The organism is Clostridium aciditolerans (assembly GCF_016316925.1).
GTDB lineage: Bacteria > Bacillota > Clostridia > Clostridiales > Clostridiaceae > Clostridium_AM > Clostridium_AM aciditolerans.
In genome coordinates this window covers 178,556-199,455 of sequence record NZ_JAEEGB010000006.1, presented here as the reverse complement: position 1 = coordinate 199,455, position 20,900 = coordinate 178,556, and the positions used below count along the sequence as shown (strand labels likewise).

At 29.7% G+C, this 20,900-nt stretch carries 23 protein-coding genes and 1 riboswitch; of the genes, 21 read left to right on the top strand and 2 right to left on the bottom strand.

The annotated features are described in order from the left end of the window. Positions 1–145 precede the first annotated feature (145 nt). The 14 genes from I6U51_RS06605 (at position 146) to I6U51_RS06540 (ending at position 13,513) form a co-directional block, all read left to right on the top strand. Positions 146–514 carry a GntR family transcriptional regulator gene (locus I6U51_RS06605; protein ID WP_211141884.1) on the top strand — a complete coding sequence of 123 codons (369 nt, stop codon included), beginning with the start codon at positions 146–148 and terminating at the stop codon, positions 512–514. A 290-nt stretch (positions 515–804) separates the two neighbouring features. Continuing rightward, a complete protein-coding gene (locus tag I6U51_RS06600; RefSeq protein WP_211141883.1) occupies positions 805–1,686 on the top strand; it encodes an ABC transporter ATP-binding protein in 882 nt (293 codons plus the stop codon). A 5-nt stretch (positions 1,687–1,691) separates the two neighbouring features. Next, positions 1,692–2,417, top strand: coding sequence for a hypothetical protein (locus I6U51_RS06595; RefSeq protein WP_211141882.1), 726 nt, complete (start codon positions 1,692–1,694; stop codon positions 2,415–2,417). An 18-nt stretch (positions 2,418–2,435) separates the two neighbouring features. Next, positions 2,436–3,113 carry a hypothetical protein gene (locus I6U51_RS06590; protein ID WP_211141881.1) on the top strand — a complete coding sequence of 226 codons (678 nt, stop codon included), beginning with the start codon at positions 2,436–2,438 and terminating at the stop codon, positions 3,111–3,113. After that, on the top strand, positions 3,101–3,667 hold the full coding sequence (locus I6U51_RS06585; protein ID WP_211141880.1) for a hypothetical protein: 567 nt from the start codon (positions 3,101–3,103) through the stop codon (positions 3,665–3,667). The genes I6U51_RS06590 and I6U51_RS06585 overlap by 13 nt, the downstream gene beginning before the upstream one ends. Positions 3,668–4,027: 360 nt before the next feature. Beyond that, on the top strand, positions 4,028–4,486 hold the full coding sequence (locus I6U51_RS06580) for a helix-turn-helix transcriptional regulator (protein WP_211141879.1): 459 nt from the start codon (positions 4,028–4,030) through the stop codon (positions 4,484–4,486). A gap of 168 nt (positions 4,487–4,654) precedes the next feature. Next, positions 4,655–5,380: a lysophospholipid acyltransferase family protein gene (locus tag I6U51_RS06575; RefSeq protein ID WP_211141878.1), complete on the top strand. Its 726-nt coding sequence runs from the start codon at positions 4,655–4,657 to the stop codon at positions 5,378–5,380. Between the two features lie 463 nt (positions 5,381–5,843). Then, the gene (locus I6U51_RS06570) at positions 5,844–7,463 is read left to right on the top strand and encodes a LytS/YhcK type 5TM receptor domain-containing protein (protein WP_281395937.1); all 1,620 of its coding nucleotides are present in this window, start codon (positions 5,844–5,846) and stop codon (positions 7,461–7,463) included. 4 nt (positions 7,464–7,467) lie between these two features. After that, positions 7,468–8,190, top strand: coding sequence for a LytR/AlgR family response regulator transcription factor (locus tag I6U51_RS06565; RefSeq protein WP_211141876.1), 723 nt, complete (start codon positions 7,468–7,470; stop codon positions 8,188–8,190). Between the two features lie 293 nt (positions 8,191–8,483). Beyond that, entirely contained in the window at positions 8,484–9,713 is a 1,230-nt protein-coding gene (locus I6U51_RS06560) for an L-lactate MFS transporter (protein WP_211141875.1), read from the top strand. 165 nt (positions 9,714–9,878) lie between these two features. Next, on the top strand, positions 9,879–10,427 hold the full coding sequence (locus I6U51_RS06555; protein WP_211141874.1) for a biotin transporter BioY: 549 nt from the start codon (positions 9,879–9,881) through the stop codon (positions 10,425–10,427). Continuing rightward, positions 10,420–11,604 carry a thiolase family protein gene (locus I6U51_RS06550; RefSeq protein ID WP_246517130.1) on the top strand — a complete coding sequence of 395 codons (1,185 nt, stop codon included), beginning with the start codon at positions 10,420–10,422 and terminating at the stop codon, positions 11,602–11,604. The genes I6U51_RS06555 and I6U51_RS06550 overlap by 8 nt, the downstream gene beginning before the upstream one ends. A gap of 6 nt (positions 11,605–11,610) precedes the next feature. Further along, positions 11,611–12,981 carry an AMP-binding protein gene (locus tag I6U51_RS06545; RefSeq protein ID WP_211141873.1) on the top strand — a complete coding sequence of 457 codons (1,371 nt, stop codon included), beginning with the start codon at positions 11,611–11,613 and terminating at the stop codon, positions 12,979–12,981. Positions 12,982–13,102: 121 nt separating this feature from the next. Next, positions 13,103–13,513: a CGGC domain-containing protein gene (locus I6U51_RS06540; protein WP_211141872.1), complete on the top strand. Its 411-nt coding sequence runs from the start codon at positions 13,103–13,105 to the stop codon at positions 13,511–13,513. A 75-nt stretch (positions 13,514–13,588) separates the two neighbouring features. On the opposite strand, the gene I6U51_RS06535 is transcribed toward I6U51_RS06540, so the two are convergent. Next, positions 13,589–15,289: a HAMP domain-containing methyl-accepting chemotaxis protein gene (locus I6U51_RS06535; RefSeq protein WP_211141871.1), complete on the bottom strand. Its 1,701-nt coding sequence runs from the start codon at positions 15,287–15,289 to the stop codon at positions 13,589–13,591. 219 nt (positions 15,290–15,508) lie between these two features. Continuing rightward, positions 15,509–16,102 carry a hypothetical protein gene (locus tag I6U51_RS06530; protein WP_211141870.1) on the bottom strand — a complete coding sequence of 198 codons (594 nt, stop codon included), beginning with the start codon at positions 16,100–16,102 and terminating at the stop codon, positions 15,509–15,511. Between the two features lie 305 nt (positions 16,103–16,407). On the opposite strand from I6U51_RS06530, the gene I6U51_RS06525 reads away from it, so the two are divergent. The 7 genes from I6U51_RS06525 to I6U51_RS06500 all read left to right on the top strand — a co-directional run bounded on the left by I6U51_RS06525 (position 16,408) and on the right by I6U51_RS06500 (position 20,832). Beyond that, positions 16,408–16,563 (top strand): hypothetical protein, encoded by a 156-nt coding sequence (locus tag I6U51_RS06525; RefSeq protein WP_178910652.1) that lies wholly within the window; start codon positions 16,408–16,410, stop codon positions 16,561–16,563. A 229-nt stretch (positions 16,564–16,792) separates the two neighbouring features. Next, a riboswitch (purine riboswitch) is annotated at positions 16,793–16,896 on the top strand. 197 nt (positions 16,897–17,093) lie between these two features. Next, positions 17,094–18,500 carry an NAD(P)/FAD-dependent oxidoreductase gene (locus I6U51_RS06520; RefSeq protein ID WP_211141869.1) on the top strand — a complete coding sequence of 469 codons (1,407 nt, stop codon included), beginning with the start codon at positions 17,094–17,096 and terminating at the stop codon, positions 18,498–18,500. Between the two features lie 74 nt (positions 18,501–18,574). Further along, positions 18,575–18,703, top strand: a complete 129-nt coding sequence (locus I6U51_RS25040) for a hypothetical protein (RefSeq protein WP_281395933.1) — start codon at positions 18,575–18,577, stop codon at positions 18,701–18,703. A gap of 100 nt (positions 18,704–18,803) precedes the next feature. Next, positions 18,804–19,070: a hypothetical protein gene (locus I6U51_RS06515; protein WP_211141868.1), complete on the top strand. Its 267-nt coding sequence runs from the start codon at positions 18,804–18,806 to the stop codon at positions 19,068–19,070. A gap of 105 nt (positions 19,071–19,175) precedes the next feature. Beyond that, a complete protein-coding gene (locus I6U51_RS06510; protein WP_211141867.1) occupies positions 19,176–19,436 on the top strand; it encodes an ArsR/SmtB family transcription factor in 261 nt (86 codons plus the stop codon). Between the two features lie 12 nt (positions 19,437–19,448). Beyond that, positions 19,449–20,240, top strand: a complete 792-nt coding sequence (gene arsM, locus I6U51_RS06505; protein WP_211141866.1) for an arsenite methyltransferase — start codon at positions 19,449–19,451, stop codon at positions 20,238–20,240. Between the two features lie 169 nt (positions 20,241–20,409). Beyond that, a complete protein-coding gene (locus tag I6U51_RS06500; protein ID WP_211141865.1) occupies positions 20,410–20,832 on the top strand; it encodes a MarR family winged helix-turn-helix transcriptional regulator in 423 nt (140 codons plus the stop codon). Positions 20,833–20,900 lie beyond the last annotated feature (68 nt).

The following is a 20,900-nucleotide window of genomic DNA, read 5'->3' as shown; positions in this document are numbered from 1 at the left end:
TCTTTTTGCGTTCATATATTTACTCTCAACACAAAATGCAACAGTTTTTAAACCCAATGAAATTTCACATTTTTGTTTGACAAATAAAACCAAGTGTTATATAGTTAGTTGCATAAGTAACTAACTAATGAGGTTGGGATATAATATGAAAATTTTAATTGATGATAGTAAACCGATTTATTTGCAGGTGGCAGAGGGCATAGAAGACGACCTTTTAAATGGAATTATAAATGAAGGAGATCAAGTTTTATCTACCAATCAATTTGCAGTTATTTACGGAATAAATCCAGCAACTGCAGGTAAAGGCATAAATATGTTGGTAGATGAAGGTGTACTTTTTAAGAAAAGGGGAATAGGAATGTTTGTAAAAGAGGGGGCAAAAGAATATATAAAGAAGAAACGTAAAAAGGATTTCTTTAATGACTATTTGTGTAAGATGATTTCTGAAGCTAAAAAACTAGATATAACAACTGAAGAATTGATAGAAATGATTAATAGTATTGATGATAAGTAACTCATAAAATAAAAATTTTGCGACGCAAAATTTTTATAGAGGACAGAGGACAGTGAAGGAGGATTTTTCTTCGTTACACTACGAAAAATCTTTAATTTATACTATAAATCGATGTTTCACATTAGTGAAACGAGACTCAAAAAATAAATTAGTTTTCTGACGTAAGGAAGAAAACTCACCTTCACTGTCCTTTGTCCTCTGTCAATTGTCCTCTAAAAAAATGCTTCGCAATTTTTTTGAATTACGAATTAAATTTAGGTAAAATTTTATAATTATATGGGGGAATGAATATGAGCTTAGCAATAGAAATAAAAGATTTAAATAAGAAATTTTTAAATACAAAAGCCTTAGATAACTTAAATTTAAACATAGAAGAAGGTAAAATATATGGACTACTAGGAAGAAATGGTGCAGGGAAAACCACACTTTTGAAAATAATTGCAGCCCAATATGTAAAAAGTTCAGGTACAGTAAAAGTTTTTGGTGAAGAGTCTTTTGAAAATGAAAAAGCTCTTAGCAAAATCTGCTTTGTAAGTGATAAGCCAAAGTTTATACCAACTTTTACAGTAAGAGAAATATTTAATATAGCAAGAGCATTTAATAAAAATTGGGACAGGGACTTTGAAAATGCACTCATAAAAGAGTTTGAGGTGGATTTGAACAAGCAATACAAAAATCTCTCAAAAGGAATGCAGTCTATAGTATCAATAATAGTAGGACTAGCAAGCAGAGCAGCTATAACTATATACGATGAGGCCTATGCAGGATTAGATGCAGTTGCTAGAGAGAAGTTTTACCGCATTTTGTTAGAAGATTACAGTGAAAACCCTAGAACCATAATATTTTCAACTCACTTAATAGATGAAGTTAGTAAGTTGTTTGAAAATGTAATAATAATCCATAAAGGTAAAGTTATATTAGAGGAAGAAACGGACATCTTAAGAACTAAAGCTTTTTATATAAATGGTGATATTGATAAAGTAAATGATGTTATAAAAAACAAAAATGTTATCTATAAAGAAGTTATGGGAAATAAAATTAATGCTGCTGTACTACATACCATTTCCAAAGAAGAAAAAATAAAAATTGAAAATATGGGACTTGAAATAAAAAGTATGCCTCTTCAAAAGCTATTTATTCATTTAACTTCAATTGAAAGTAAAGGAAGGTAGTTTTTATGAATACGCAAGAAGGTAACAAATTAAAGTTTCAGTTATTAACAATTTTAAGACAAAATATATGGAATTTAATAACTACAGCTGTAATTGGTTTTTGTCTGGCCTTATTTAGTATACAAAACTTATATCCACTAAGATATGGGTATGATGGAAAAACATCTTATGATTTATTTTGGTTGTTGGCAATATTTGCAAATGTAAATACAGCTTTAGCCATTGGTTACAAGGAGACAGTTGCTTATTTTTTAAATTTAAGCTATACAAGAGAAAAATATTATAAAGGCAATATGATGTTTAGTTTTATTATAAGCTTTATAACATCAATAGTAATATTGCTAGTTTATATAATAAATTTATTAAAGGATAAATTATATAAATTAAATGGCATTGTTTCTTACATGGGATTTAGTTTTGAAGGCTTTACAGCTTATTCCTATGTAAAAATTGTTTTTATAACATTTATATTAATTACATTTATTTGTGCCTTTGCAAATTTTATAAGTGTAATATCTCTTTCAAGTAAATTTATAAGGATAATAATAAACTTTATTATATTTGGATCAATTTTTTTAGTAATCTTCCAAGAAAAATTCGGTAATAAACTTATTAAATTCATTTCCTATATAAATAGCAATCTAACTTTAGCTCTTATGTTTTATCTAGCTTCATCTATAATATTATATATTTTAGCTAAAAAAGTACTTATGCATATAGACATAGATTAAAAAAGGGGGTATAGGAGTATGAGGGAATTAAATGTATGTTTAAAGCTTAATTTTTTATCTAAGAAAATTCCTGTTTTAATTGGTACAATTTTACTATGTATACTTTTTGTAGAAACAAAAAGAAATAATATTTATATAAGTATTGATAAGATATATACGTTAGAAAGCCTGTTTTTTATAATTTATTCAGCTTATAATTATAAAAATTCTTTTGCACACTGGATTAATATAGGTGGAAGAAGGAAAGATTTTTATTTAAGCAGCTTTATTTTTTATATTTTCACTGCAGCTGTAATTTCTTATATACAAACCTTAGTATTTATCCATTATGTGTCGCAAATGCAAATATTTAATGGACCTTATGACAAACTTAATCTTCTTCAAGTAGTTAGTTTTACTCCTTTAGAACTATGGTTTTATCAATTTCTAGGTTTTATGTGCTCAGCTTGCGCAGGAGCTTTAATAGGGGTTCTAAATATAAGACATGATTTGGGGGAAGCTTTAGCCATGAGTTTCGGTTATTTTTCCGGGTCTGTGATGTTGTATTTTTTTCTAATTAAAATCTTTGGAGATGACCTACCGAATTTTATTATGAATCAAGCTACTATTTATCTATACCAAATTATTATTTATGCTATCTCTGTGTATATAGGTTGGAGAATTATAAGAAGGGAGGAAGATCTATGTATAGACTAAAGCTTACAATTTTAGCAGCAGTAGTAGCAGTCATAATGCTCCACTTGTATTTAATGGGAGATAAAAGTATAGTTGAGCCTATTGGTTACAGTGGAAGTATAAAGATTGCAGACAATACTATACCAGAAATTAATATAGGTAATTTAAGATTTCCTTCCTACGGAGATAAAAAGTATATTTATGTATTTCTATTAGATGAAGACAAATTGAACTATAAAAGATATGATATTGAAAATGGCAAAGAAGTAATTATAAATTTGCCCAAAAATAAGAATCTGTTCATATGCGCTGAAGGAAAGTCAACAGACAAAGCAAGTTGGAGTTGGCACAGTAATTTTATTGATTTGAATCTTAAGGGAAAGTTTGCAAAACCAGTTAATGATGGAAGTGTGGGGGCATATGGATCTTTTTTCGAAGAGATGAAAGGGGAACAGTTTCATCATAGATATTTCCAGTTCTTTGGTGAAAATAAAGGTGCCGAAAAAATATCTCTAGTATATGGAGAGCAGATTAAGGATTATATAAAGATTCCTGTAACTATAAATGTAGAGTAAAAATCTTTAAAATATAAGTTTTTTCTGCAAACCCTTTAATTTATAAACAGGATTCTTGGCTTCAGGTGGAGTTTTAAACTCCATCTGAAGCTTAGAAGCCGTTATCCAGGGTCGTAGCGCTATTTATCCCCAACTTTAAGAAAAGTAGAGAGCCCAAATCTCTAATTTGGTGCGAATCATTTTCACAGAGTGCGTTGGGGTGTTAGTGGCGCTAGACATCGGATAAATATCCCAATTTTAAATTTTGAATTTCCTAATCTAAAATGTATTTTGTCTAAATATTTACTTTTAATCACCTATAGTATAAAATTACACTATAAACGGAGTTCTTAGCATCAGATAAGTGCAAGGGGTGATAACATGACAAGAGAAGAATTTGTGGAGAAAGTTGATTCAAAGCTAAAATTAATAAGAAACGAAAAAAGCTATACTCAAGATAGAATGGCAGAGATAATTGGAATATCTAAGAAAACACTAGTTCAGATAGAAAAAGAAAGAGGCACTCTTGGTTGGAGTGGAGCAGTAGTGGTATGTTCATTATTTAAAGATAGTGAAGTGCTTCAAATGACTTTAGGGGAAGACCTAGAGGATATAATGATTTCTTTAGCCTTTGGAAAATCTGAGGGAAATCGCATGAAGACTATGGGAGGAAAGGTTTGGTGGAGAGATGTAGAAGCACAAGATAGCTACAAACTTCAGCAAAATATAATATCAAGCCACTATAGAATAATAGATAATGAAAATAGAAGAATATGCTCTTCTTTTGATAAGGAATATATGTGTAGAAGAATTAATGAACTAAACCAATTAGAAAAATAATTATATAAAAAATTAATAAGGCATCTGAAAGAAAATAAAAAGTTAAAGATTTGGTGGATATTTTGAGTCATACTGACTAATTATTTTTTGAAGATGCCTAGTATATGATATATAATAGTAATCGAATAGAATAAAAAAGATATACGTCATAAGAGAGAAGGTATTTTAATGATTAAGTTACTTTGGTATGTCTATTTTGCAATTTATCTTTTTATTAAAACCGTAACAGGTAGAACTAAATTATTCTTTTTGAGAAAAAAATCAAAGGAACTTGCTGATAAATATGCATATAAACAATTACAGGATATATCCAACCATGTTTTAAAGAGATCTAAAACAAACACTTTAGTAAAAGGACAGGAGAATATTCCAGAAGGGCCTTGTCTTTTTGTAAGTAACCATCAAGCAATTTTTGATGCTTTTCTATTACTTGCGAATATAAACAAGCTAACAGCCTTTATTGCTAAAAAAGAAATAAAGAAAATTCCTTTAGTGGGAAGCTGGTTAAGCCAAATTGATACTGTATATATTGATAGAGATAACATCAGAGAAGGAATGAAAGCTATTAATTCAGGCGTAGAAAACTTAAAAAAAGGACAATCAATGATTATTTTTCCAGAAGGAACAAGAAGTTTAAAATCAGAAATGGGCGAATTTAAAAAAGGAAGTATGAAATTAGCACTTAAAGCGAATGTGCCAATAGTGCCTGTTACTATTGATGGTACTTATAGAGTATTAGAAGCTGGTGAAAAGGTAACGGGAAACTCCGTTAAACTTATATTTCATAAACCAGTATATTTAGAAAATTTGTCAGCGGATGAGAAAAAGAATTTAGCGGAAATCTTACATGATATTATAGAGGATGGTTTAAAAGCAGAGAGCCCAAATCTTTGATTTGGTGCGAATCGCTTTCGCAGAGTGCAAGCAGAGAGCCCAAATCTTAAGTAGATATCCCAAATCTATGATTTGGTGATAGTCACTTACACAGAGTGCTGATTTGGTGCGAATCGCTTTCACAGAGTGCAAGCTTAGAAGTCATCGGATAAATATATTAAAAGGTTGATTTTCTTATGAGAGAAAATCAACCTTTTAATATATCTAAAAATAAACACATAAAACAATCCTCTAATTTTAGATAACTTTCATAAAAGCCAATTAACAACATAGAAATTGTATTTTTATACCGTTGACATGGGTATATAATAAGATAGATAATATATCAGATGAAGGGAAGCTTCAATCAGATAGAAGCAAAAAAAGCGGTAGTAATAGACAAAACTTAGTATTTTAACTTTTGTTGCCTAAAGAAAGGAGAGGAGTTAACTTGTATTATATATATGACATATTAATCCAATTTATGGATAGAGCTATGTTACTCCTTATATGTTTATTTATTATAACTAGGGTTCAAAGCTTTAGAGAAATATTTTTAAAAGAGAACTACGAAAGGAAGGATTATGCAATTATTTGCACGGTATTTTCCTTATTTGCTATATTAGCGACTTATACAGGGTTAAATGTAGAAGGATCATTAGTAAACGTCAGAACAATAACTATAGTATCTGGTGGAATAATATTTGGTCCATTTGTAGGAATAGTAACGGGGGTAGTATCAGGACTGCACAGATATTTAATTGACATAAATGGTGTAACTTCAATTCCATGTCTTATAAGTAGTATAACTGCAGGAATGGTCTCTGGATATATCAATAAAAAAGTGAAGAGGAATTATAGATGGATAGCAGGTATAGTAGCAGGAATGCTAAGTGAAACAATTACTATGATATTGATACTTATATTTAGTAAGCCTCATTCCTTAGGATTTGATATTGTATCAAAAATTGCTATTCCAATGATACTTGGACAAATTACTGTAGGGGTTATTGTTTTGTTAGTCCAAAGTGTAGAAGATGATAAAGAAAAGATAGCTGCTAAGCAGGCAAAATTAGCCCTTGATATTGCAAACAAAACTCTTCCATACTTTAGAAATATAAATAGTGATTCTTTAAATAAAATATGTACTATTATAAAAGAAGACATACAAGCTGACGCAGTAGCCATAACTGATAAGAAAAATATATTGGCTTATGTTGGAATTGGCGAAGAGTATTATAATATAGGCCATGAAATAATAACTGAAGTAACTAAAGAAGCAATAAAAAGTAGCAAAATAATTATAAAAAATGATAATGTAGAAGATAAAAGTGCAATGTTAAAATCAGCTATTATAATTCCACTTGAAGAAAAAAATGAAGTTATTGGAGCATTAAAGATATACTATAAGAAGGCTCATAAAATCACATACTCACTACAAACTCTTGCAGTAGGGCTTTCACAGATTATTTCTACTTTGATGGAAGTGTCAAAGATTGAACAAATAAAAGAAATGGCTAATAAAGCAGAAATTAAAGCGCTTCAGACTCAAATAAATCCACATTTTTTATTTAATGCATTAAATGCTATAACTTCTTCTATAAGAATAAACCCAGATAAAGCAAGAGAACTTATAATTAATTTATCTAGCTATTTAAGATATAATTTAGAGCTAAATGATGAATTTATAGATATAAAAAAAGAACTAAAACAAGTTAAAGATTATATAGAAATAGAAAAAGCTAGATTTGGAGATAAATTAAATATAATTTATGACATAGACGATGTAGATGTTAAAATACCAAGTCTTTCAATACAGCCTCTAGTTGAGAATGCTATAGTCCATGGTATTTTAAAAGATAAGGGAGCAGGAACTATAAATATTAGTGTAAAGGAACAGAACGAAAAGGTGAAAATATCTATAGTTGATAGCGGGGTTGGTATAAGTGAAGATATAATAGAGAGAGTTTACAATGATAATATACCTGAAAATAAAATTGGTCTTTACAATGTACATCTAAGGCTTAAACTTATTTATGGAGAAGGACTTACAATAAAAAGACTTGAAAAAGGAACTAAAATTGAGTTCTATATAAAGAGGTGAGATTATGAGAGCTATAATAGTTGAAGATGAATTTCTAGCAAGAGAAGAGCTTAAATATTTTATAAAAAATTATAGCAATATAGAGATAGTAGATGAATTTGAAGATGGAATAGAGGTATTTAAATTTATTCAGCAAAATGAAGTTGATGTTATATTCTTAGATATAAACATACCATCACTTGATGGTGTGCTACTAGCTAAGAATATAAGTAAATTTTCTAAGAAGCCCTATATAGTATTTATAACAGCCTATAAAGAACATGCTGTAGAAGCTTTTGAAATAGAGGCCTTTGATTATATATTAAAGCCCTACCATGAATCTAGAATTATATCTATGTTAAAAAAGTTAGAATTGAGCTATAATCAGCAAAAAGATAGTTCGCATAAAAGTAGTGTAGCTAACAAGATAAACTTGTGGAAGAATGAAAAGATAAGAGTGGTAGATTTAGATGATATATATTATTGTGTTGCTAAAGAAAGAGTAACTTATGTTTTCACAAAAGATGAAGAATATTCAGTAAGTGTAAGTATAACTGAATTCTATAATAGCTTGCCAAAGGATAAGTTTTTTAGATGTCATAGATCTTATATTGTTAACATAACTAAAATAAGAGAAATAATTCCTTGGTTTAATAACACATATAATTTAAGACTTCAAGATATAGATTACGAAATACCGGTAAGTAGAAGTAACCTAAAGGAATTTAAGCAGCTTATGAATATATGAATTTAAGTAAAGACAGATAGGGGCTAAGTGTCTATAGTCAGAGACATTTAGCTCCTATCTTATTTTTTTGTCTATAGCAGGAGCATTAATGGTAGCTAGTTATTTTATAAGTGTATTTCATGTAGATTTCTGTGCATCTCATTCAATAATTAATAATTTTCAATTATATTGCTATATAATTTAAAACAAGTAAACGGCATAAAACGGCAAAGGTTTACAACAACATAAAAAGTTTTATTAAGTTATTAAATAGCAGAACTAAAATTAAAGAGCGGGTGAAGGGAGATTTTTAAATGAAAAACACATCAGAACGACCTTGGTTAATAGTATTAGGTACAGTAATTGCTCAATTAGGATTAGGAACAATCTATACTTGGAGTTTATTTAATCAGCCTCTTGTAAATAAGTTTGGTTGGTACTTAAGCAAAGTAGCTCTTACATTTTCTATTACAAGCTTTGCTTTAGCATTTAGTACATTATTTGCAGGTAAGCTTCAAGACAAGCTAGGAATTAGAAGGCTTATATCAATTGCTGGAATAATAATGGGAATTGGTTTAATGTTAACATCTAAGGTAACCTCAATTTCTATGTTGTATGTATTAGCAGGTTTAATTGTTGGAGCAGCTGATGGTATTGCATATATTACGACTCTTTCAAATTGTATAAAATGGTTTCCAGAGAAAAAGGGGCTTATATCAGGTATTTCAGTAGGAGCCTATGGAACTGGAAGTTTGGTGTTTAAGTACATTAATGCAAGTTTAATTAGTTCTAAAGGAGTTTCTGGAGCATTCTTATATTGGGGTATTATGACAATGATTTTAATACTTACTGGTGCTCAATTATTAAAAGATGCTTCATCTGAAACAGTTACTGTTAATAACAGTTCAAAAGAAAATAACTTTACAGTAAGAGAAATGTTAAAAACTAGACAAGCTTATCTTTTATTTATAGTGTTCTTTACAGCATGTATGAGTGGACTTTATTTAATTGGAATTGTTAAGGATATAGGTGTTCAATTAGCTGGACTTAAACCTGCTGTAGCGGCAAATGCCGTAGCTATGGTAGCGATATTTAATACTTCTGGTAGAATTGTATTGGGGGCCTTATCAGATAAAGTAGGTAGATTAAAAGTAGTATTGTTCACGCTCACAGCTACTGCTGTTGCAGTATTTGTATTGAGTTTTGTACATTTAAATTATGCAATTTTCTTCGCTTGTGTTGCTGGAATCGCATTTTGCTTTGGCGGAAACATTACAGTTTTCCCTGCTATTGTAGGTGACTTCTTCGGTTTGAAAAATCATAGTAAAAATTATGGAATTATATATCAAGGTTTCGGATTAGGTGCACTTTCAGGATCATTTATAGCTGCACTTATGGGAGGGTTTAAACCTACATTTATGGTTGTTGGAATATTGTGCATAATCTCAATTGTCATAGTGGCAACAATAAAAGCTCCAATGGAGTCAACAGAGAATATCAAAGATGATAATAATAAGTTAAAGTTGAATATAAATCCTGTTTAAAAAATATATTAATTAGTTAAATGTTGTGAACATACCTGTTTATTTAAAGTAACAGGTATGTTATTTTTTAATTTTATTGTTAACTAATATAAAAAAATTTAGTTGACAATAAAATTTGATAACCATATAATAAATTTACAGAAATGAATCTTAGGAGGAATATATATGTCAAAAAAATTAAAAGCAAAAGATATAGTTTATTCAGCATTATTTGCAACACTTACAGCAGTTTTAGGTTATATTACTATTCCGCTGCCATTTAGTCCAATTGCTATAACAGGACAATCCCTAGCTGTGATGCTTGCAGGGTGCGTGTTAACACCAATTCAAGCTGCCCTTAGCATGTTAACATTTTTATTTATGGGTATTATAGGACTTCCAGTTTTCTCAGGAGGAAGAACAGGGATAGGTGTTATTGTAGGTAAATCAGGAGGATATTTGATAGGATACTTAGTAGGAGCAGTAATAATAAGCATTTTAGTTAGAAAAAGTAAATCAAAAATAACTATGTTTCTGGCTTGTCTGTTTGGTGGAATAATTGTAGTTCATATTTTAGGAGCAGCTTGGTTAGGTTATGTTACTGGCATGGGAATTGAAAAAGCTATTATGGTAGGTTCAGTACCATTTTTGCCAGGAGATTTGCTTAAGGCTGTAGCAGCAGTAGTAATTGGAGTTAGATTAAATAAAAATATAAGAAGTTATGCGCATGCATAAACTAAATTCCATGTACAGAGATAAAAAAGTATATATAGTTGGTGGATTAAGAACACCGATAGGCAAAACTAATGGCTATTTAAAAAGTTTTCTGCCAGAAGAGTTAACTTCTTATTTAATTAAAGAACTTATATATAAATACAATATTCCTATGGATGCTGTAGAGGAAGTTATGCTGGGCAATGCTATTGGACCAGGTGGCAATTTAGCAAGATTAAGTTTATTAGAAGCAGGTCTGCCATTTCACGTTACCGGTACAACTATAGATTTTCAATGTGGTTCCAGTTTAAAAGCTATAAACATAGCTGCAAGTCTAATCAAATCTGAAGAAAGAGATTTGATTATAGTAGGTGGAGCAGAAAGCACAAGTTTAGCACCTAATAAACAATATCACCCCAAAGATAAAAGATATAAAGGAAGAGATGTATTTTATAAAAGGGCACAGTTTGCACCCCATTCCATAGGAGACCCTGATATGATAGAAGGGGCAGAAAATGCGGCAAATTATTGCAGTATTGAAAGAGAACCTATGGATATTTGGGCCATGGAAAGTCATTTGAAAGCATTAAAAGCAAAAGCTGAGGAAAAGCTTAAAGATATTATATGCAGTATAAAAACAGAAGAAGGTATAATTAAGGAAGATGAGAGCATTAGAAACAATGTTACACTTAAACTAATGAAGAGAGCCAAACCTATTATAGATCCACAAGGAAAAGTAACTGCAGCAAATGCTTGCTTAACTCATGACGGAGCAGCACTTATTGTTATGGCATCAGAAAAAGCAGTAGAAAAATATAATTTAACACCTAAAGCTTTGTGGGTTGGAGGGGAGAGTATGGGAACTCACCCTAATTTATCACCTTTGGGGGCTGTCTATGCTGTAGAAAAATTAATTAAAAGACATAATTTAAATATAAATGAAGTTGACTTAATAGAAATAAATGAAGCTTTTGCAGTAAAAATATTAGCTTTTTTAAAACATTTTAACTATGAAAAGGAAAAAGTTAATATATTCGGAGGAGCACTAGCATATGGACATCCTTATGGAGCATCTGGCGCAATTATTATGCTTCATCTTTTAGAAGCACTTAAAGATAAAAACAAAAGAATAGGTATAGCATCTTTAGGGGTAGCAGGCGGACTTGGTGTGGCAACAATGGTGGAAAGGTGTGAGTAGTATAAAATGTTGATTTTTTCAGGAATATACAAAAATGCAAATGAAAATCCATTTAAATTATGCATGTCTCTGGAAAATACAAAAATTACTTATGAAGAGCTTGTAAAAAGCATTGATGAAAAAGCTGAAATCTTATCAGTAATGTATGCAAAAGGAGCAAAAGTAATAATAAAAAACAAAAATCCAATTAATACACTGATCAATTTCTTAGCCTGCTCTAGAGCAGGTTTAATTTCTATACCGGTGGATATTAAAATGCTGCCGATAACCTTGGAGAAAATTACAGATATGATAAACCCCTGTTGCATAATAGATGATGAATTTATGTATAATGATTGCGAAAAGCAAGCAATAAAAAAACATGAAGCCAAGGATTTTGCTAAAGAAGATAGTTTTATATTTTCAGGTGTAAAGGATACGGATGTTTTCTTAGGTGCCTTAAGCTCAGGAACTACAGGGCATAACAAGGTTATATATAGAGATCATATAAGTTGGACAAATGCCTTTAAATATCAAAGTGAAATATTTCATATTAGTTGCAAAGACACATTGTTTTTGGTAGGTTCTCTTTGCTATACAGCAAATCTTAATAGTGCTATTCATATTTTAAATGAAGGGGGAAGTATAGTTTTTTCTAAAAGTATTTATCCAAAAACTTGGATTAATGAAATAGAAAAAAACAATGTCAGCAGTATATTTATGGTGCCGGCTCATTATAGATTGTTCTTAAAAGAACTGAAGGATAATATATATAATGTAAAATCTCTATTAAGCTGTGGAGATAAATTGGATATGAATACAATTAGTATACTAAAAGAAAGATTTCCAAAGGCACAGATTTGTGAATATTATGGTGCGAGTGAATTAGGTCATATATCATATATAAACTTTGGAGAGGATTTTAAGATAGATAGCGTGGGCAAGGCTTTTCCACAAGTAGAATTTTGGATTGAAGATGATTTAATATGGGTTAAAAGTCCATATATAGCACCAGATTTTAGGCCTAAGGCTACTGTTGGGGATATAGGAAGAATTGACAAGGCCCACAACTTATATCTTATGGGCAGAAAAAATAATACTATTAACAAGGGCGGTGTAAAAGTATTGCCTTACAATATAGAAAAAGTATTAAATGAGCATCCTAAAGTACTAAAATCATTTGTTTTTGGTGTAAAACATTCAATTAAAGGACAAGAAATAGCAGCGATTATTCTACCAAAAGACAATGAATTGACTGTAAAAGAGGTTATGGAGTATTGTAGAAAAAACTTAGAATCACATTGTTATCCTCAGAAAGTAAAAATAGTAAAAGACCTAAAGCTTAATTTAAGTGGAAAAATAGACAGATTGGAATTGATAAAAATATTAAATACTTAAATGCTAATATCAGTAAAAATATGCTTTTGATAAGAGGACTTCGGTTATATAATTGTATTAATAATAAATTAATAAGGTTATGTTTTTAAGTTTATATTATTATGAAAAGGGTGGGGAGCATATGGATACAAAGTATATAGTTATCATTCAATGTGACATTGCACATAGAAGGTGCAGCGGATTTGCCTGCACAAATGCCTTTTATAACAAAGAGGGACTTTTTAAGGACTATGACCCAAATATAAGATATATTTCTTTTACCTGCGGAGGATGTTGTGGAAAGGGAATTGCTGCTAAGCTCGAACATTTCTCTAAAAAGTTAAAAAGCAAAAATAATATAAGCAAAGATGAAGTTGCAATTCATTTATCTTCTTGTATGGTAACTGACAACCATCACTATGATAGATGTCCTCATGCTGATTATATTAAAGAGACTATCACTAAAAAAGGCTACAAAAATCTAGTAGAAGGATCCTACGTAAGTAAAACCTCAACAAAGAAAAGAGAAGAAAATATATATAAATCTTACTAATGTACTTATAAAAAATAGAGAATGAAGAATTAGATTTGCTTAAAAAATTCTAATTCTTCATTTTTTATTTTTTAACTAAGTTGTTTTAAATTTCCCTACCTTATTCATTGTTTCTTTAACCATATCACTTAGGCTTTGTGCTGCTTGTGAGACCTCTTCTGTAGAAGCATTCATTTCCTCAGAAGAAGCTGCTATCGTTTCGGCAGATGAGGAAACCTCTTCAGCTATTGAGGTTGCATCTTCTATTTTGTATAAAATAGAGTTTTTCTTATCAGATATTTTTTCAGCACTTGTATTAACTAAATGTATTTTTGGAGTTACCTCATCCACTGCCTTAGTTATATTAGTAAATGATTGTATTGCTGTATCTATGTCTAATTTTTGATTAGATAGCTCATTTTTTACAGTGTTTGTTGTTTCTATCATATTGCTGGCATCTTTGGATATTGTGTTAATTAAAGCATTTATACTATCCAGTGAGGTTTTAGATTGCTCTGCAAGTGTTCTTATTTCATCTGCCACTATAGAGAAACCTCTACCTGCCTCTCCAGCTCTAGCAGCTTCGATAGCAGCGTTTAATGCAAGTAAGTTAGTTTGATCAGAAATACTATTTATAAGGTTTGTTATTTCAGTTATCCTGTTTACATTTTGTCCTACGCTTGAAATTTTAAAAATTAAATCTTCGAAGGAATTTGATACATTTTGCACGGAAATTGTCACATTACCCATATCTCCATTGCTTTTTTCAGCCATAGAGTGAATACCTTTAGTATTTGAGTCAATTTCAGCTATTAATTTAACTACGCTTTCTAAATCAGTACTAAATTCATTAAGTATACTTGTTATAGATACTAAATCTTCGGCCTGTTCACTAGTTCCATTAGCCATAGCTTGTACTGTACTAGATACATTTTCAGCAGAAGAAGCCATCTCTTCCGATATAGCAGATAAATTTTCGGAAGCCTCATTTATTATACGAGAGTTATCTTTTATATCATTAATCATTTGAGATATAATCCCTAAGGTCCTTATTAAAGATTTTTTCATTATTTCAAACTCATTTTTACCATTACTTTCTATATTAACTGAGAAGTCACCTTTTGCAACTTCATCTAATATATTAAGCATTTCTTTTGTAGAGCCCTTTAGTACTTTTATAATTTGAATTGAGATTATAGCTAAGAAAATAACAGAAAATAAAAATAATGACACAAATAATCTTAAATTTTTATCATAGATGGCATCAGACTGCTTCATTAATTCATCTGCTATGTTTAACTCATAATCTTTTAATTCTTTTAATAAGTTTTCAATATTCTCAGATACTTTATTAAGTGTATTGAAATCTTCTTCAGGTAACTTCTGTCCTTTTTCTAATAAGGGTTTGGATTTTTCATATGTATTTATATATTGTGAGTAATCATTCTTAAATTTGTTAATTAATTCAGATTCCTTTGTATCTGTATGAACTGAGGTGAGTTCAGCTAATCTTTTTTCTATTCTATTTTGATAATCTTTTATCTTTGTATCATCTTCTTTATTGTAACCTGAGATTTCTTTATTAACATATACTCTAATGTTTAAGAAATCTGCTCTTATTGAAGTTACAGAGGTAATTGGCAATAATCTCCCATTATACAGTTCATCTATGTTATTACCGATTTTTTTCATATTAAAATATCCTAAAGTTCCAATAATTGACGTAAATATCAATGCAATAGCAATTATTAATGAAATTATCCGAGATATTTTTAGATTTTTTATAAGTTTTTTCATTTAGTCTTAATCCTCCTTGAAGTAGTTCTATATATAAATATAGTAAAACATAATATTTAAATTATCGAAGCAAAATACTATTTTTTTATACTTATAACAACAAAATTATACCATTTATTATTTAAAATACTTTCGGTTATAATAAACATTTATTAAATTTAAAAATAAACTAAAAATCAGATACAAGAATCATAAAAACTCTTGTACCTGATTTTTAACTTATCTTTTAGCGCCAACTAAGGCTCTACTTACAGCTAATTTCCAATTATCTACAGCGAAGGTATCATTACCAACGTTGCTAATAGAAACATTGTAAGTTTGTTGAGAAACTATAGCGCTAGCTAAATCCTGTCTAACTCTTTCAGAATGAGTTAATGTCGCATTATCAGGAATACCATTTTTCGAACCAGTTGTTGGTGCTCCAGAAGGACTAACTCCAGGTGTAGTTACATTCGTTGTCCCAGTTACCGTAGTCCTTCCCGTTGTGGTAGTGTTTGTACCAGCAGTACTAAAGTTATAGCTGCTTCTAGTAGTAATTTCTTTTCCTTGATTATCAAGTGTTTTGAGAACAACATTATTTATCTTACCATTCCACACTGTAACTATAGCTGCGTGATTTTCTTGTGAAGTTTTATTACCCTCACCTAGATAAACTCCGTCTTTAAAAGCTGCAGCACCTATAGGCTGGTTTAAGTTAATATTTGTCCCGCCTTGAGTAGTTCCAGGAGTTCTATAAGCAGTATTTTTGTTACCACAGGCAGAAAGTGAACAAGTTATTAAAGCTGTTGCTATAATGCTTACTACTTTTTTCATAACATTACCTCCGAATATAGCATTATGTGGATAAAACAGTAAAAGCTTCTTTAAAATTTTATTTTTTATCAACTTTTTTATTTCTACTATACTTACGTTAATAGTTTACTTCAACATCACTTATTTAACCTATTAAATTGAATACATATATGGATTGAGCATTAAAAAATGTCTTTATTTTACGCTAGACTTTAATCTGTTAATTAAGTATAGAAAATAGGTAGAAGTATAAAATATTAAAATGGATAATTAATTATATTTAATGCAAAATAATTTTTGTAAATGTATATTTAAGGAGGAGCATTATGATAAGAGAAATTATTGGTGCAAAAACAATGGCTTCAGCATTTCGAGGAAGAAAAAATAGAAGAGTGATGTCTACAACTATGATTGGAGTAGTTGGAACTGCTTTAAGCTTAGGAGCAGCTTACATGATGAGAAAAAATAAGAGAATGAGCTAAGGTTAGATGATTAATAACTTATAAAGGAAAGAACCTGATTTTTTAGGTTCTTTTATTTTTAAATATATGTTTTCTTATATTTTAGCAATGTTAATTTATCTATTCTATTAAAATATATAATAGATAAATTATTAATGATAACTCTTGTGATCATAAGAAAAAACAAAAAAGTATTGATTTTTATTCTAAATTAAGTTAAAATTTCGTTGTAGTAAGAACTTTAATAATAAAATAATCTAAAATGTTCACTTATATAAATCTAGCAATATGGGCTGGATGTCTCTACCGAGCTACCTCAAATAGTTGTAGGCTATAAGTGTTTTAATGGCTATAACTACGCAATTTTAAGCTTTCTTATTTAAATTTTCCCTATAAGAGTTAAATAATTAATTTTATAAAAATCAAAATATAACCTATTCAAATTATTAAAAAAATATTCGTAATGGGGCGAATATTGCTGAATTCAGAGAGGGCAATAGTAAAACCTTATTATAGGGGGAAATAATAAAAATATCGGGGAGATGATTAGTTTGAAGTATGATGTAATAATAGTAGGTGCTGGTCCATCAGGAATTTTCACTGCATTGGAGTTAGTAAGACAAAAGTCAGACAAAAAGATTTTACTAATTGAAAAAGGAAGAAGTATAGATAAAAGATATTGCCCAAAAGAAAAAACAAAAGAATGTGTTTCATGTAAACCCTATTGTCATATAACTACAGGATTTTCAGGAGCAGGTGCCTTTTCCGATGGTAAATTATCCTTAAGTTATGAGGTTGGAGGAGACTTACCAAATTTAATTGGAAGTGATAAAGCACAGGAATTTATTGAATATACAGATAAAATTTATCTTGAATTTGGAGCAGATACAAGAGTAGAAGGAATAGAAAACACTGAAGAAGTTAAAGAAATAAGAAGAAAAGCAATAGAGGCAGGGCTTAAGTTAGTAGATTGTCCAATAAGGCACTTGGGAACGGAAAAGGCTCAGGAAATATATCTTAAAATACAAAATTATCTCTTGGATTCAGGTGTAGAAATTAAATTTGATACAATAGTTAAGGATTTGATTATAGAAGAGGGAGAAATAAAAGGTGTAATAATAGCAGACTCCAAAACTAAGAATAACGAAGAAGTTGCAAGCAGCAATAAAGTAGTCTTAGCAGCTGGAAGAAAAGGTGCAGATTGGCTAAAAGATATGTGTGTAAAACATAATATTAATCATAGAGCTGGCACTGTGGATATTGGTGTTCGTGTTGAAATTAGAAATGAAGTTATGGAAAGAGTAAATAATGTTCTTTATGAATCAAAGCTTATAGGGTATCCAGCACCTTTTAGAGACAAAGTCAGAACTTTTTGTCAAAATCCAGGAGGATTTGTAAGTCAAGAGAATTATGATAACAATTTAGCAATAGTTAATGGACATTCATATAAAGAGAAAAAATCAAATAATACCAATTTAGCTATATTGAGTTCCCATAATTTTGCAGAGCCATTTAATCAGCCTATAGAATATGGAAAGCAGGTTGCAGAATTAGTTAATATGCTTGGAAATGGTAAAATATTGGTTCAGAGATACGGTGATATACTATATGGAAAAAGAACCTGGCAGAAAGAACTATATCAATCAAATGTAAAACCTACACTACCAGATGCTGTGGCTGGAGATATAACTGCGGCTATTCCTTATAGACCAATGATGAATATCTTAAACTTTATAAATGCAATGAATACTGTTGTACCAGGATTTGCAAGCAGAGAAACATTATTATATGGTCCAGAGATTAAATTCTATAGTAACAAGATAAATATAGATACGAACTTTGAAACTAACATAAAGGGAATTCATTGCTTAGGAGATTCCAGTGGATGGACTAGGGGATTAATGATGGCATCTGTAATGGGGGTACTAATGGGAAAGAGTATCGTTGAAAATAATTAGTCTAAATAATTGCATTTCCAAATATATCCATTTATAATTATAGTAAAGCTATGTTATAAAAGGGTGGGATAAGAATGGAGTTAACAAACAAGAGACAAAGACGTAATATAAGGAAGAAAAAAAAGAAAAAAAGACAAATAATGTTGGTATCAGTAATGACTATAATATTAATTGCAGTATCGGCAGTCTTATTAAGAATATAATTAATAATTTGTAAAAAAACTCTCAACTAATTTAAATAGCACATATTATGAAATTACCGTATATTATGATATAGTTAGTAATTTTAATAGAGAGGTTAATATGATTTATGTAAAGGATGTTGAGAGTATAGTAAAAAATCTAGTAGGTCACAATAGAGAAGAATACTCAAGGGTTAGTATACTTAACAAATTGAAAAATAGTTGTACTTATAAACAAAAAGGTAGAAGCCTTATATTTAATGAAAATGAAGTATGGAATAAATACTTTATGGAAAATGAAAGGCTAAGAATATTAATTGAAAAAAGAAAAATAACAAGTGTTGAGGAATTGATGCTATACATTGAAGATGATGATTTTGATTATTAACTAAGAACTTGGTTTGTCCAAGTTCTTTTCATTTTTTAAATTGACATTTTGTAATAAGTATATTAGTATATCCTTATATAATAATACTAGAATGGGAGATCCAATATGGAAAATCAAGTTAAAGTTTTTAAAGCATTAGCTCATCCTATAAGATTAAAAATAATTAAAAAATTATCTGATGGAGAGCTTTGTGTATGTAAATTAAATGAGGATGTTAATTTTAGTCAATCCAATTTGTCTCAGCACCTTAAGATATTAAAGGAAGCTGGTATTTTAAATTCAAGGAAAGAGGGTATGTGGACTTATTATAGTATAGCTGATGATAAGACTTTGCAGCTTCTATATATAGCTGAGAAATTAAAATAAGGAGTGAAAAGTATGAGTAATTTAAAAAAAGAAGATATTAGAAATATTGTACGCGATAACTATAAAAAGATTGCAGTGGGCAATATAAAAAAGGGAGGTTGTTGCAATAGCGGCATTACATTAAAAAATTCTGCTTTAGAGATATCACGTAAAATAGGATATTCTAATGAAGAGTTATCTATGGCTCCAGATGGCGCTAATATGGGCCTTGGATGTGGGAATCCCCAACTGATAGCTGATATAAAAGAATCAGAAACAGTTATAGATCTTGGAAGCGGAGGAGGATTTGATTGTTTTTTAGCCTCAAAAAAGGTTGGAAATAATGGATATATTATTGGTGTTGATATGACTCCAGAGATGATTAGCAAATCAAGAGTTATTGCTAGAAGAAATAGATATAAAAATGTAGATTTCAGATTAGGGGAAATTGAAAATCTTCCTGTGGCAGATAATACTGCTGATGTAATTATATCTAATTGTGTTATAAACTTATCGCCTAACAAACAAAGGGTATATAATGAAGCATATCGCGTTTTAAAAAAAGGTGGCAGAGTTGCTATTTCTGATATAGTTCTTGTAAGGGAATTAACAGAGGAGATGAAGCAAGACGAAAAACTTTATTGTGGATGAGTGACTGGAGCATCTTCAGTTGAAGAGTTAAAGCGATATTTAGAAAATGCAGGTTTTAGTGAAATTAGTATTAAAACTAGTGAAGTATCAAAAGAATATGCTGAAAAATGGGGACATAATTTAAAAGTAGGTGAATATATTATGTCTGCATCTGTAAAAGCAGTAAAAATATAAGGCGCAAAAGCACTGCTAACATTTTAAGTTGAGCAGTGCTTTTTATAAACAAATAAATTTGCTGTTAATATAAAAGTATATCAATCACTAAATCAATAGGATTTATTTGACAAATTAGGCGAACTTAAAATAAAATAAATATATTATTAGATTAAGAGAGGCGCTAATTATGGAGTTAAATGAATGCATTAATTTTTTACTGACAAAAGCACAGCATACAGTGTTCCAATATTTAAAAACTAATCTTGCACAATTTGATGTAACACCAGTTCAATATGGAATATTAAAATGTTTGTGGGATGAAGATGGTCAAACACCTAAGCAAATTGCTAGAACTCTAAGTTTAGACGGTTCAACTATTACTGGAATCCTTGATAGGATGGAAAATAAAAACTTAGTTAGAAGAACTCCTGATCCAGATGATCGTAGAACTCTAAAAGTTGTAATTACTAATCAGGGACGTGAACTACGTGAGTGTATAGAAGAGGTTATAGAAGAAGTAAATAAACGAATTCTAGAAATATTTACTTCTGAAGAACAAGAACAATTAAAAAAATTTTTAGAACAAATTGCAAATCGTCAAGTTTTTTAGAAGGTGTTGGTATATGTCAACACTTATTTTTTTATGAATTTATTTGTTGACAAATTATTTGCATGCAA